Annotated in this window: 17 protein-coding genes; 6 read left to right on the top strand and 11 right to left on the bottom strand. The window is 64.4% G+C overall.

What is annotated here, in order from left to right:
- Nucleotides 1–99 precede the first annotated feature (99 nt).
- Nucleotides 100–612, bottom strand: a complete 513-nt coding sequence (locus QOJ24_RS05645) for an Rv2253/PknI dimerization domain-containing protein (protein WP_526259934.1) — start codon at nucleotides 610–612, stop codon at nucleotides 100–102.
- A gap of 79 nt (nucleotides 613–691) precedes the next feature.
- On the opposite strand from QOJ24_RS05645, the gene QOJ24_RS05640 reads away from it, so the two are divergent.
- The gene (locus tag QOJ24_RS05640; protein WP_526259932.1) at nucleotides 692–1066 is read left to right on the top strand and encodes a hypothetical protein; all 375 of its coding nucleotides are present in this window, start codon (nucleotides 692–694) and stop codon (nucleotides 1064–1066) included.
- A gap of 4 nt (nucleotides 1067–1070) precedes the next feature.
- On the opposite strand, the gene QOJ24_RS05635 is transcribed toward QOJ24_RS05640, so the two are convergent.
- Entirely contained in the window at nucleotides 1071–2351 is a 1281-nt protein-coding gene (locus QOJ24_RS05635) for a cytochrome P450 (protein WP_526259930.1), read from the bottom strand.
- A gap of 176 nt (nucleotides 2352–2527) precedes the next feature.
- On the opposite strand from QOJ24_RS05635, the gene QOJ24_RS05630 reads away from it, so the two are divergent.
- Nucleotides 2528–3148, top strand: a complete 621-nt coding sequence (locus tag QOJ24_RS05630) for a TetR/AcrR family transcriptional regulator (RefSeq protein WP_526259928.1) — start codon at nucleotides 2528–2530, stop codon at nucleotides 3146–3148.
- A gap of 5 nt (nucleotides 3149–3153) precedes the next feature.
- Here the strand turns inward: QOJ24_RS05630 and QOJ24_RS05625 are convergent, their stop codons facing one another.
- From QOJ24_RS05625 to QOJ24_RS05585, 9 genes are all read right to left on the bottom strand, one after another.
- Nucleotides 3154–3621 carry an Rv2576c family protein gene (locus QOJ24_RS05625; RefSeq protein ID WP_526259964.1) on the bottom strand — a complete coding sequence of 156 codons (468 nt, stop codon included), beginning with the start codon at nucleotides 3619–3621 and terminating at the stop codon, nucleotides 3154–3156.
- A gap of 100 nt (nucleotides 3622–3721) precedes the next feature.
- Nucleotides 3722–3955: a hypothetical protein gene (locus tag QOJ24_RS05620; RefSeq protein ID WP_526259926.1), complete on the bottom strand. Its 234-nt coding sequence runs from the start codon at nucleotides 3953–3955 to the stop codon at nucleotides 3722–3724.
- Nucleotides 3956–4105: 150 nt separating this feature from the next.
- Nucleotides 4106–4399 carry a cytochrome C oxidase subunit IV family protein gene (locus tag QOJ24_RS05615; RefSeq protein ID WP_526259924.1) on the bottom strand — a complete coding sequence of 98 codons (294 nt, stop codon included), beginning with the start codon at nucleotides 4397–4399 and terminating at the stop codon, nucleotides 4106–4108.
- A gap of 4 nt (nucleotides 4400–4403) precedes the next feature.
- Entirely contained in the window at nucleotides 4404–4997 is a 594-nt protein-coding gene (locus QOJ24_RS05610; protein ID WP_526259923.1) for a cytochrome c oxidase subunit 3 family protein, read from the bottom strand.
- Nucleotides 4994–5752, bottom strand: coding sequence for a hypothetical protein (locus QOJ24_RS05605; protein ID WP_526259921.1), 759 nt, complete (start codon nucleotides 5750–5752; stop codon nucleotides 4994–4996). The genes QOJ24_RS05610 and QOJ24_RS05605 overlap by 4 nt, the downstream gene beginning before the upstream one ends.
- Entirely contained in the window at nucleotides 5749–6492 is a 744-nt protein-coding gene (locus QOJ24_RS05600) for a hypothetical protein (RefSeq protein WP_526259919.1), read from the bottom strand. Before QOJ24_RS05600 ends, QOJ24_RS05605 begins: the two co-directional genes overlap by 4 nt.
- A 66-nt stretch (nucleotides 6493–6558) precedes the next feature.
- The gene (locus tag QOJ24_RS05595) at nucleotides 6559–6921 is read right to left on the bottom strand and encodes a nuclear transport factor 2 family protein (protein WP_526259918.1); all 363 of its coding nucleotides are present in this window, start codon (nucleotides 6919–6921) and stop codon (nucleotides 6559–6561) included.
- A 17-nt stretch (nucleotides 6922–6938) separates the two neighbouring features.
- A complete protein-coding gene (locus QOJ24_RS05590; protein WP_526259916.1) occupies nucleotides 6939–8084 on the bottom strand; it encodes a thiolase family protein in 1146 nt (381 codons plus the stop codon).
- A gap of 12 nt (nucleotides 8085–8096) precedes the next feature.
- Nucleotides 8097–8546 (bottom strand): Zn-ribbon domain-containing OB-fold protein, encoded by a 450-nt coding sequence (locus tag QOJ24_RS05585; protein WP_526259914.1) that lies wholly within the window; start codon nucleotides 8544–8546, stop codon nucleotides 8097–8099.
- 56 nt (nucleotides 8547–8602) lie between these two features.
- Here QOJ24_RS05585 and QOJ24_RS05580 point away from each other — a divergent pair, with 56 nt between their 5' ends.
- From QOJ24_RS05580 to QOJ24_RS05565, 4 genes are read left to right on the top strand one after another with little or no spacing between them, the layout of a single operon-like run.
- Complete coding sequence (locus QOJ24_RS05580) at nucleotides 8603–9019, top strand: nuclear transport factor 2 family protein (RefSeq protein ID WP_526259912.1); 417 nt, start codon at nucleotides 8603–8605, stop codon at nucleotides 9017–9019.
- Nucleotides 9016–9828 (top strand): SDR family NAD(P)-dependent oxidoreductase, encoded by an 813-nt coding sequence (locus QOJ24_RS05575; protein WP_526259910.1) that lies wholly within the window; start codon nucleotides 9016–9018, stop codon nucleotides 9826–9828. The genes QOJ24_RS05580 and QOJ24_RS05575 overlap by 4 nt, the downstream gene beginning before the upstream one ends.
- Nucleotides 9828–10850, top strand: coding sequence for a zinc-binding dehydrogenase (locus QOJ24_RS05570; protein ID WP_526259908.1), 1023 nt, complete (start codon nucleotides 9828–9830; stop codon nucleotides 10848–10850). Before QOJ24_RS05575 ends, QOJ24_RS05570 begins: the two co-directional genes overlap by 1 nt.
- Complete coding sequence (locus QOJ24_RS05565; RefSeq protein ID WP_526259907.1) at nucleotides 10847–11041, top strand: hypothetical protein; 195 nt, start codon at nucleotides 10847–10849, stop codon at nucleotides 11039–11041. Before QOJ24_RS05570 ends, QOJ24_RS05565 begins: the two co-directional genes overlap by 4 nt.
- Nucleotides 11042–11045 lie beyond the last annotated feature (4 nt).

Genomic DNA, 11045 nt, shown 5'->3' with positions numbered 1-11045 from the left:
AAGCATCTGGGAGTGACCCGCGAAAGCTCTATGAGCGCGGTCACGACGACGGTCGTGGCCGCCGCTTCACCCTGCCCCATTGACAAAACGCCTCCCATATCAGAGCTTGTCGAGCCGGATGGGCAGTTCGATTTGGAGGGACTTGTTGATGCCGCAGGAACCCGACGCGGACATCGTGATGTTGCGGCCGCCGAGGAGGTTTGTGAAAATCGGTCGGCGTTCGTTGGACACGGGATCAATACCCCAGAAAATGATGTTCTGTGCGCCTTCGGCGAAGGTGCCGTCGGGACACGGCTCCCAGTTGGGAACGACCCGCCTGACGTTCCACACGTCACCGTCGTAAGTGATCGGAGCTGTCCAGCCCCCCGAACTCTTCACCTCACCTGTGCACTCGATGGGGCTTTTACAGGTCGTGGCAATGTCCCAGGTCTCGATAACAGTGCGCTCGTCCTTGAAGACGTCGTTGGTTCTGGCGAACTGGCCGTTGGACAGCGCTTGGTAGGCCCCGTTGAGGTTGGGGGCTTCTGCCTGCGCCGGCGGTGCGGTGCTCAGCGCTCCGACCGCGATTGATGCCGTCGCCACAACGCTTCCGATGACCTGCACTCCGCCCATGCCGCCAGCCTAATGCCGGTTGGAGTACTGCTCTCCGAAAGCGAGAATTTCGTTCTGACGCTGTGTGAGAATAGCCGGTGTGCGATCTCTCCTCGCGGCGCTCGCCGGGGCAATGACGGCCGGATTGCTGGCCTGGTCTCCACCTGCTGCCGCCGATGAATGCAACTACCCCGACTGCACACCGGGGATAGCGCCGAACATCGTGCTCGGCTCCTACTGCGACAACCCCACCTACTACGCGTTCGGTGTCACCGACTGGGGCAGGCTGGTGTTCTGCGGGTCGCCGAGAAGGTACGAACCCCGGTGGTTCCGTTCGCCGGAGATGCACGGCGTCAAAAACGAAGGAGACCTCTGCGGCGCGCTGGACGGCGAGGTCGCCCAAGCGCCCGACGGTCTCTTCCTCACGTGTAACGCCCGTAACGGGGCGAGCCGGTGGGAGCGCGGCGACCTCTAGTGGCTCACTGCGCCGGGGTGAACCTGACGTTGATCTCGGTCAACCCCCGCAAGATGAACGTCGGCTCGTAGTTGTACGCGCGCGCGTCGGCAGGTCCGTGCTTCTCATCGTCGATTGAGATGTCGGCCAGCCGGTCGAGAATCCGTTCGATGCTGACCCTGCCCTCGACGCGGGCCAGCGGCGCGCCGGGGCAGGAGTGGATGCCGCGGCTGAACGCGATGTGCTCGCGCACGTTCTTGCGATCAAGCGAGAACTCGTGCGGGTTGTCGAAGCGATTTGGGTCCCTGTTGGCCGCTCCCGGGCTGACCATCACCGTCGTGCCAGCAGGAACTGCGGTGTCGCCCAGCGCCGTTGACTTGCGCGCCATCCGGAACACGCTCTTGACCGGGCTGTCCATCCGCAGGCACTCCTCGATGAACACCGGGATGAGGCTGCGGTCATCGCGCAGCTGTTGCTGAATGTCTGGCCGGTCACCGAGCACCCGAATCGCGGCGCTCAGCAACTTGGCGGTGGTCTCCTGGCCTGCGCCGAACAGGAAGGTGGCGGTGCGGACCACGTCGACCACCTCAGGCGTCGACCCGTCCGGGTAGAGCGCGGTGGCCAGGCCGGTGAGCACGTCGTCGCGGGGGTTCTCGCGGCGGTCCTCGATGTAATGGGAGAATTTCTCGTCGGCCCATTCCAGCGGATTGGCCGCGATCGGTTCGTGGTCGAGCCCGCCGATGCTGGTGCCGGGCCGCTGGGCGCCGAACGCCTCGCGAAACTCTTCGTGGTCTGCTTCGGGGACACCCAGCAGGTCGGCCACCACCAACAGTGAGAATGGCCGGGCGTAGGCGGCGAGGAACTCGCACTTGCCGTCGGCGATGAACTCGTCGATGTGGCGGTCGGCCAGCCGCCACATGAAGTCCTCGTTCTCCTTGAGCCGCTTAGGGGTCAGCAGCCGGCTCAGCAGTGAACGCGCATCGGTGTGGTACGGCGGGTCCATCGTGACCATGTGCTCGTACATCGGGATCTCAGCGCGATGCTCCACGAGCTGTGCGCAGATGTCGTCGCCCTCGGGGGTGAACGGGATCGGGGTGAACGGCCCCGCCACGGCGACGCAGGATGAGTAGTTCTCGGTGTCCTTGTATACCGCGTTGGCCGATTCCCAGCCGGTGACGGCCAGCACCCCGTTGCTGATGGGGCAGCCCGTCGCACCCTTGGTCCGCAGATGGTCGAAATACGGGTGCGGGTCGGGCACGAGAGACGGGTCGGTGAAGTAATCCACCGAATCAAAGTCTGTGGTCATGTGCTGTGTGCCTTCCGGGCCGGAACGGTGATCGTCGTCGAATGACGCAAATATGCTGAGCACCTGCTTAGCATGGCGCTAAGGTCAGGGTCAAGGCGACAAGCCCGGTCGCGGCTACCATCGGCGTTTCGGGCGGTCAACCTGCGGGTTGGCAGTGAGGAAGGCGAAGAACTCAGATGGCTTCGGAGCGCAGGATCGGAGCGCCGGACGCGAAGAATCGCACCGTGCTGCTCGACGCCGCCGAGCGGTTGATGCTCGAAGAGGGCTACGGCGCGGTGACGTCGCGGCGCGTTGCGGAGAAGGCGGGGCTGAAGCCGCAGTTGGTGCACTACTACTTCCGGACGATGGGAGACCTCTACCTGGCCGTGTTTCGCAGGCGAGCCGACCAGGGGCTGCAGGCGCAGGCCCTGGCGTTGGAGTCGGCGCAACCGCTGTGGGCGCTGTGGCGATACAGCTCGGATCCAAGGATCACGGCGTTCACCGTCGAGTTCATGGCGTTGGCCAGTCACCGAGACGAGTTGAGGGCCGAGTTCGCGCGCTACGGCGAATTGTTCCGCCAGAGAGAACGTCAGGTGCTGGCCGAGACGCTGCAGCGTTACGGCATCGACGCGACCGACGTGCCGCCCGTCGTGTGGGCGGTGTTTGCGACGAGCCTTTCCCGCATCCTCGTCATGGAGACGGCCCTGGGCATGTCGACGGGGCACGCCGAGACGCTGGAGTTCGTCGAGACCTGGCTGCGGCAGCTCGAGGGGGAGCCGGCCGAGGCTGCGGCGACTGTGGCGACCGCACAGAGCTGACCCCCTCACCAGGGGCGGATCGAGCAGAGCGCTCCCTTGGGCCCCTGCGCCGTCTTGACGACCACGCCGTCGACCGCGAGCACGCAATGGAAGTTCGGCTTCGCCGTGGAATCTGACGCGGTGGTGGCGATCACCATCGCCCACGAATCCGGGTTGGCCAGATACACGTCGAGGTTCCACTTCTGGTCGGGTCCGACCTGGGCCTCCACGTTGGGGCTGAAGAGATACGGATTGTGGCTGTATTCCGCCCAGTTCGGCGGGTCGGTGTCGCGGTAGTAGATCTCGCCGTTTCCGTAGGGCTGCTCCGTCCAGATCGTGTACTGAACGTGGCGCAGCGGCGGGGGAGGCGGATCTGCGGGATCGGCACGCACCACCGAGTTGGGAACCGCAATTGCGGCCGCCATCAGCATCGTGAAAACTGCTATTCCGCTGAGCACCCGGGCGCGCAGCGTCGCACAGCCTGCCGGAAACATCATTTCCGGATTTTAGAACAAGATTTCCGCGAGGAATAGCGAATCATCCAACCGACGGTATCCGGCACGGGCAATCAATACAGCTAGATCGCCAGGATCGTCACTGGGAGGCCGTGCGCGAGTGCACACAACCCGCGGACTCGGGGTCGCCGACCTCCCACGCGACCGGCAGTGAGACAGAGCCCCAGCAGGTCTCCTGGACAAGGTCCATCTGGTCGTCGTAGGTTCCGCTGTCGGGCGCCGCTAGAGCAACGGTGCCACCCGCGAAGCCGCCGAAGCCGGCCAGGCAGATTGCAAAAACGGAGAATGTAAGCAGCTTTTTGATGGTGTTCATGGCCTTCCCTTTCGATGGGTGTCGCCTCGATCGGCGTCACTACATCGGAAGCTTCGGCGGATCTCCGCGTATCGGACCAAGTAGTCCGGCACTCGTTTTCATCACGAAATCGCGGTCGGCCTATACCTGGTGGCGCGAAGTGGTACTCGCTCAGTACAGGTAGATCGCCAGGATCGTCACCCAAAGTACGACCAGCCAGCCGTCGGTGGTGACCTTCAGCCATCGCGGCGCGGTGCGGACCTCCATGAAGTACCGAATGATCATCCGCCCCTTGACGAAGCCGAGCAGCATGACGGCGACGGTGATCGGCACGCTGGCCACCGCCTGCCCGCCGGAATGGCCCGGCGCCAGCCACCAGGAAATCACCGTGATGGCCGACAGGATGAGCCATACGTAGGTGGCGGTTCTGGCGGATCGGGCCGCTGGCGCCACGGTCGCGGTCACTTGCTCACCTCATCACGTACAAGAGTCCGAAGATGACAATCCAGAGCAGGTCGACCATGTGCCAGTAGGTGGCCCCGGACTCGACCATCGAGACGCGGCGCTTGCGCGGGTTGCGCAGTTCGCGTACCACGATCCCTAGGATCAGAAGGCCGAGCCCGACGTGGAACAGGTGCACGCCGGTGAGCATGTAATAGAACAAAAAGAACTCGTTGGCCGGCATGGTGTGGCCCGCAGCGATTTCCGCCGACCACTCGTAGGCCTTGATCGCGATGAACAACACCCCGCAGGCGCCACCCAGATAGGTCAGCCGAACCGCCCCCTGGTAATCGCCGGACCGTGCCGTCGCCACGCTGCGGACGATGAACCACGAACTAGTAAGCAGTACAAGGGTATTGACCACACCGATGGTGAGGTTCAGGTGCTGCTGGGACTGCAGGAACAGCTCGGGCGCCATCGCACGATGCACCATGAAGATGATGAAGTAGGCGCCGAAGAAGACGAAGTCGCCGAGGACCATCACCCACATGGCGATGTCGCCCGGCAAGTGCGCCGTGCGTCCCGTCGATTCTGCGGGAACCGCGATATCCACGTCGGTCACGGCAGCGGCGCTTCGTCGCCGGGCTGGAGTTCGTTCGCCTTCTTCAGTAGGACGATCAGGCACGAGATCCAGATGCCGAAGATGACGGTGCCCTCCCAGAAGGCGATCGACCCGTTCCATGCGAACGGCCCTGCCTTGGAGATGAAGACCGGGATAGCCATGACTTCGGTGACGATCTGCCAAACGGTGACGTAGGCGAACCATTTCGGAAAGATCTGGTTGCGGTCGTACAGGATCGCGATCGCAAACGCGATCCACGCGGTGGTGAAGCAGCCGAGCGATCCGACGTAGGACAGCAGCCCGAGGTCATAGAGGAGGGCCATCAGCTGCGGGTCGCGGTCGGGACGGTAGACGGCGACCAGAAAGCAGAACGCGACAAGTAGGCAGCCCGGAAGTGCGCCGATGGCAAGGGAACCCATATACGCATAGCCCAGCACCGAACCGACCGTCATGCGCTTGATGTGGTACATGACGATGCCGTTGGCCACCCCTGCGCCGCCGACGATGAGGACCAGGATGCCGAAGCCGATCTTGATCGTTGTGGAGTGCTGGTGGAAGAAGTCCACCATCTGATCGGTCGTGACATCGGGCCGCGGCGGCGGCATTACCCGCGCCAGCGCGAAGAAGATGACGCCGAAGGCCGTGTAGAACGCGGGCACGATCCAGAACACGAGCCAGACGTCGCGCTTGCCCGCGTGCGGCGGCCGCTGCGCGTCAATGGGTCCGGTGGACTCCTCGGTGACCGCGCTGCTCACGCAGAAACCTTTTCGTCGGCGGCCTGCCGATGGAGCACGCCCCTCAGCACAAAGAACATCACGAGCACGAACAGTGCGAATGAACCGTTGCGCAGCCAGAACGATACGGCGCCGTCCCATGCCAACGGGCCGGACATGAAGATGGCCGCGCCGACAGCAGGAGCCATGGCAAGCCCGGTCGCCAGTGAGTAGTAACCGACCCACCGCGGAAAGACGCGATTCGGCCCGTCGTCGAAACCGATGGCGACAGCCAAGATCAGGTTCATCGCGACGAGCGCCCCGACGGGGGCGATGAAGATGATCCAGGCCATGTCGTTGAGCAACATCACGAGTTCGGGGTTGCGGCCCGGCCGGAAGGTGGCGACGAGGAAGAAGATGTCGGCGAGTGCGAACAGGGTCGCGCCACTGACGGCTGCGGTCAGATAGCAGTACGCGAAGACGTGGCTCTGTGTCGCCATCCGCTTCATCTGGACCACGATCACCATGAACAGCGGCAGCAGCATCATGCCGCAGATGTTGAAGGTGATCATGGAGAACCAGATCATGCCCCTGTTGTCTGCATAGAACGCCGCGACCTGATCGGCGCTCATCTGCGGGGACATCGGCGGGAAGAAGCCGGGAAACGCCAGAAACGCGACCAGGAGCACAGCGCCGAAGACCGGTACGGTCCACAGGCTGATCAGTTGCGTCTTGACGTTCGCCGTCTTCGGCTGGTCTTCGGCTTCGGCAAGAATCTGCATAGCCCTCCTTCGAGCTGACTAGCCGATCGGCTACCCAGTCGACAGTAGCCGATAGGCAAACGCCGATCAACGGTTGTTCGGCACGGCCCAGAACGCTCGCATCGAGGTGATCCGGGCCTGGTCATCGAATGTCATAACGTCGATCCCGTCGATCCGGGTCGCGACTTCGCCGGCGATGACGGTCAGCCGCGCCAGGAACGCAGCCTCATTGCCGTTGACGTGCATCGACAGCAGTTCGACTGTGCGGTCCTGCTTTTCGACGCCGCGATACAGATCGCGGATCTCGTCGTGACCGCGTCGCACACCGGTTCCGACCGGGTCTTCCACCGTGGCGTCCGATGTGTAGAGCGCCGTCAGCTCGTCGGCGCTGCCCATGCCGAGCAGCTCGACGTACCGGTTGACGGTGTCGGCGACGGTCGGCGTGGCCACGGCCGATGTAGCGCCGGTCAGACCGACAGGATCGTCGCCGACGCCGTGCCCGGCGCGCCGTAGACCTGGGCCAGACCGACCTTCGGTTCGCCCGGCACCTGGCGATCGCCTGCCTCACCACGCAGCTGGCGTACCAGCTCGTGCACCTGCCGCAGACCGGAGGCGCCGATCGGCTCGCCGTTGGCGATCAACCCGCCGTCGGTGTTGACGGGCATCGTGCCACTGATCTCGGTGGCGCCGTCGGCGAGCAGCTTGTCCTGTTCGCCGTCTGCGCACAGCCCGGTCTCGGCCATGTGGATAACCTCGGCACCCGCGTCGGTGTCCTGTAGCTGAGCCACGTCGACGTCCTCGGGCCCGATGCTCGCCGCCTCGTAGGCGGCCTTGGCTGCATACACGGTCGGTGACGCGTCCTCGTCGAGGGGGGCGAACGTCGCGTGCACCTCGTAGGCGCCGAAGGTGCGCGTCCGGATCTCGGTGGCCTTCACATACACCGGCTTCTTGGTGAAGCGGTGGGCAATATCGCCGCGGCACATGATCACCGCAGCCGCGCCTTCGTCGGGCGTGCAGAACATGTACTGGGTCAGCGGGTAGTTCAGCACCGGCGAGTGGAGAATTTCTTCTTCAGAAATCGGCTTGCGGCGGAACGCATTCGGATTTCTCTCTCCGTTGCGAAAGTTCTTGGCGGCGACCTTGGCCAGCGTCTCCTGTGAAATGCCGTGTTTGTGGAGGTAGTGATTGGCCTTCATGCCGAAGAACTTCGTGGTGACGAATTGGCCGTTCTCGGCATACCACTGAGGCAGCGCCAGCTTGGCCGGGTCGTCGGTGAACGCGCCGCGGGGATGCTTGTCCAGACCGATGGCGATGCCGATGTCGTACTTGCCGAGGCGGATGGTGTCGGCTGTCTGCGCGATGGCCGATGCAGCGGTCGCGCAGGCGTTGAAGACGTTGGTGAACGTGATCCCGGTCAGGCCGACCAGCCGCGTCACCGCGTCGGGGTTCGACACCTCGTGGCTGCCGCCGAAGCCGAACTGGATGTCGCGCCAGTCGACACCCGCGTCGTCGAGCGCGAACTGAATTGCCTCAGCGCCCATCTCCATCGCGGTCTTGTCGAACCGGCCGAAGGGATGCAACCCCACTCCGATGATGGCGACGTCGTTCGTCACAGCTGTTCCTCTCTAGAGCGGCTGGAAGGCGAAGGTGACGAGTTCGTTGCCGTCGTCGTCGGTGGTGAACGGAATCATGGTCAGCTCGACGTCCATGCCGAACTGGAGTTTCTCCGGATCATTCTCGGTGAGCCTGCCCTCGACGCGGATGACGTCATCGAGTTGAACGAGCCCTACGCCGAACGGCACGAAGTCCTTGCCCGTGGGGCCTTTGTAGGGCGCGCCAGGCGGAAAGCCCTGCGTCGTCCACGCGACCAGGGTGCCGCGACGGGGAAGGTCCACGTTGGACATCTCGCCGGCACTGCATCTTGGGCAGCGCTGCTGCACGGGGAACGTGGTGGCGCCGCACGCCCCGCAGCGGCTACCGATCAGCTGCGGGTTCTCGTCGGGCCAGGTAGAGATCTCGGGCGCGAGCGCCTTCTGGGGTGTCGACACCCCGCCGACACTAATCGGAAATGACATTCTCGTCTAGAGAGAACACGCGGTCCACGGCCCGCCAATCGGCTAGTCTTCCCCGCGTGGATGCCGACAACGTGCAGATCACCGAGCTGCTCCTTCGCTATGCCACCGGAATCGACTCAAAAAACTGGCCGCTGTTCCGCAGCTGCTGGGCCGACGAGATCGACGCCGACTACGGCGAGCTCGGGACATTCGCGGACCCCGGCGCGTTGACCGAACTCTTCGCCCAGATCCACGGCCCGATGGGACCGACTTATCACCGGCTGTCGAACTTCGCCATAGACGTCGACGGCGACATTGCGACGGCGCGGACCTACGTGCACGCCGTACTGATGGTGACGCCCGATGACAACGGCCCATGGGTCGATGCCATCGGCCACTACGACGACGAGTTGGTGCGCGGGCCCGACGGATGGCGGATTCGTCAAAGGACGGCTCGAACCCCCCGAATACTGACAGGAGGCGGCGGCTCGTGACGACCGGCGAGTTCGCGCAACGCTACGGTCCGTGGGCTGTCATCGCAGGCGCCTCCGAGGGAGTCGGCGCCAGTCTGGCCGACCAATTGGCCTCGCGCGGACTCCATCTCCTGCTGATCGCACGCAATGAAGCGAAGCTGAAACGGCTCGCGGCCGATGTGCGCGAGCGCCACCGCGTCGAGGTGCGCCCCGCGGTACTGGACCTGACGGTGTCGGACGTCTCAGAACGCGTGGCCAAAGCCGCGGATGGCCTCGAAGTCGGGCTCGTCATCTATAACGCCGGCGCGGCGAACCGGACGGTGGAGTTTCTCGACGAATCGTTCGACGACTCGCTGCAACAGATCAAGCTCGCATGTATCGGGCCGGTCGCGCTTGCACGGCATTTCGCCCCCGCGATGCGCGACCGCGGGCGCGGCGGCATCGTGTTGGTGGGGTCGCTGGCCTGCCTGTCCGGAGCCTCGCTGCTCGCCGTGTACTCCGCGGTGAAGGCGTTCAACGTCAACTTCGCCGAAGGTCTGTGGGCCGAACTGCGCCCCCACGGGGTCGACGTGTGCTGCACACCGCTCGGCATGACTTATACCGAAGCCTTCCAGCGGATGGGAGTCCCCTTCGACCCCGACACCATGATGCTCTCCGAGGACGCGGCCCGGGAGATCATCGAGAATATCGCGAATGGCCCGACTTACCCTGTGGGAGAAAGCAACCGGAAGATGGCTTCGATGATTTGGACTGCCGATCGCCGCACCCTTGTCGAGCTCACCAGCGCCGCCTCTCGTGATTTCGCCGCCAGGCAGGGGACTGCGAGCTGATGCGCGCGGTGGTGCTTCGCGACGGGGAGCTGCACGTGCGCGAGACGGCCGACCCGGTGCCTGGTAACGGCGAACTGCTGATCAAGCCGCTGAGTGCGGCGATCTGCGCGTCCGATGTGCACTACATGGACCATCCGGACTCGGCTGACCGCTTCGTGTGGGATTCCGACCGTGACACGGTCATGGGCCACGAGTTCATCGGTGAGGTCGTCGGCCACGGTCCGGACTGCTCGGGCGACATCCCGATCGGCGCGCGCGTCACCAGCCTGCCGATCATGATCCGGCACGGCGAGCAGCCACTCGTGATCGGGCACAATCCGGATGCACCAGGTGCGTTCGGTGAGCTGATGCTCGTGTCGGAGGTGATGGCACGGCAGGTACCCGACGACGTCCCGAATGACTCCGTCGCGGTGGTGGACGCTTTCGCGGTGGGCGAGTTCTACGTTCGCTGTTCGGGGATCAAGCCTGGCGAGCTGCCTCTGGTCATCGGCGCGGGAGCGATCGGCCTGTCGACCGTGGCCGCCCTGACCGCGCGCGGCGTGGCCCCGATCGTGGTGTCGGACTACAGCGAAGACCGGCTCGCGTGCGCCAAGAAGTTCGGGGCCGATATTCTCGTCGACCCGTCGTCGCGTGACCCGTACGAGGTCTGGCGAGACACGTTTCGCATCAACAACTTCCAGACGACCCAGGTTATCTTCGAATGTGTCGGACGCAACGGCCTGCTGCAGAGCATCGTCGAGCAATGTGAGTTCATGGCGCGGGTTTATTCCGCGGGTGGGTGGTACGACGCAGGCACGATCGACTGCACCGCTGCTACGCACAAAGGCATGACGATGCAGTTCGGCGGCGGACCGCATCCGCAGGACTGGTACGGCACGCTGGACGCGGTTTCTCAGGGTCGGCTGGATCCGTCTCCGAGCATCGGCAGGATCATCGGGCTCGACGATGTGCCTGACGCCATCGATCAGGTGCGACAAGGCCAGGGCCCACCGCGCATCATCGTGCATCCGAGCGCCTCGTGACTGTGGTGCCCGGCCCGGTTCGCCAGATGGGTTACGTGGTAGCCGATCTGGACCAGCAAGCCGCTCTGTGCACCGCGGCGGTCATCGAGATCTCCAAACTTTCCGAGGCGGCGGCTGCGAACGCGGTAGTCATCCACGACGCCGCGGCCGAGAGGTACGGCACCAGCCCGGTTCGCAACCTCCCCGGATGAGCCG

The sequence above is a fragment of the Mycobacterium sp. genome (assembly GCF_032159775.1).
In the GTDB taxonomy this organism is placed as follows: domain Bacteria; phylum Actinomycetota; class Actinomycetes; order Mycobacteriales; family Mycobacteriaceae; genus Mycobacterium.
Note: the sequence above shows the minus strand (reverse complement) of the source record. Positions and strands in the feature narration are given on the sequence as shown.

What these genes read in the sequence shown, in the direction of transcription:
- QOJ24_RS05645 (WP_526259934.1), bottom strand. Translation starts at nt 612, where the DNA reads ATGGGCGGAGTGCAGGTCATCGGAAGCGTTGTGGCGACGGCATCAATC.
- QOJ24_RS05635 (WP_526259930.1), bottom strand. Translation starts at nt 2,351, where the DNA reads ATGACCACAGACTTTGATTCGGTGGATTACTTCACCGACCCGTCTCTC.
- QOJ24_RS05630 (WP_526259928.1), top strand. Translation starts at nt 2,528, where the DNA reads ATGGCTTCGGAGCGCAGGATCGGAGCGCCGGACGCGAAGAATCGCACC.
- QOJ24_RS05625 (WP_526259964.1), bottom strand. Translation starts at nt 3,621, where the DNA reads ATGTTTCCGGCAGGCTGTGCGACGCTGCGCGCCCGGGTGCTCAGCGGA.
- QOJ24_RS05620 (WP_526259926.1), bottom strand. Translation starts at nt 3,955, where the DNA reads ATGAACACCATCAAAAAGCTGCTTACATTCTCCGTTTTTGCAATCTGC.
- QOJ24_RS05600 (WP_526259919.1), bottom strand. Translation starts at nt 6,492, where the DNA reads ATGCAGATTCTTGCCGAAGCCGAAGACCAGCCGAAGACGGCGAACGTC.
- QOJ24_RS05585 (WP_526259914.1), bottom strand. Translation starts at nt 8,546, where the DNA reads ATGTCATTTCCGATTAGTGTCGGCGGGGTGTCGACACCCCAGAAGGCG.
- QOJ24_RS05570 (WP_526259908.1), top strand. Translation starts at nt 9,828, where the DNA reads ATGCGCGCGGTGGTGCTTCGCGACGGGGAGCTGCACGTGCGCGAGACG.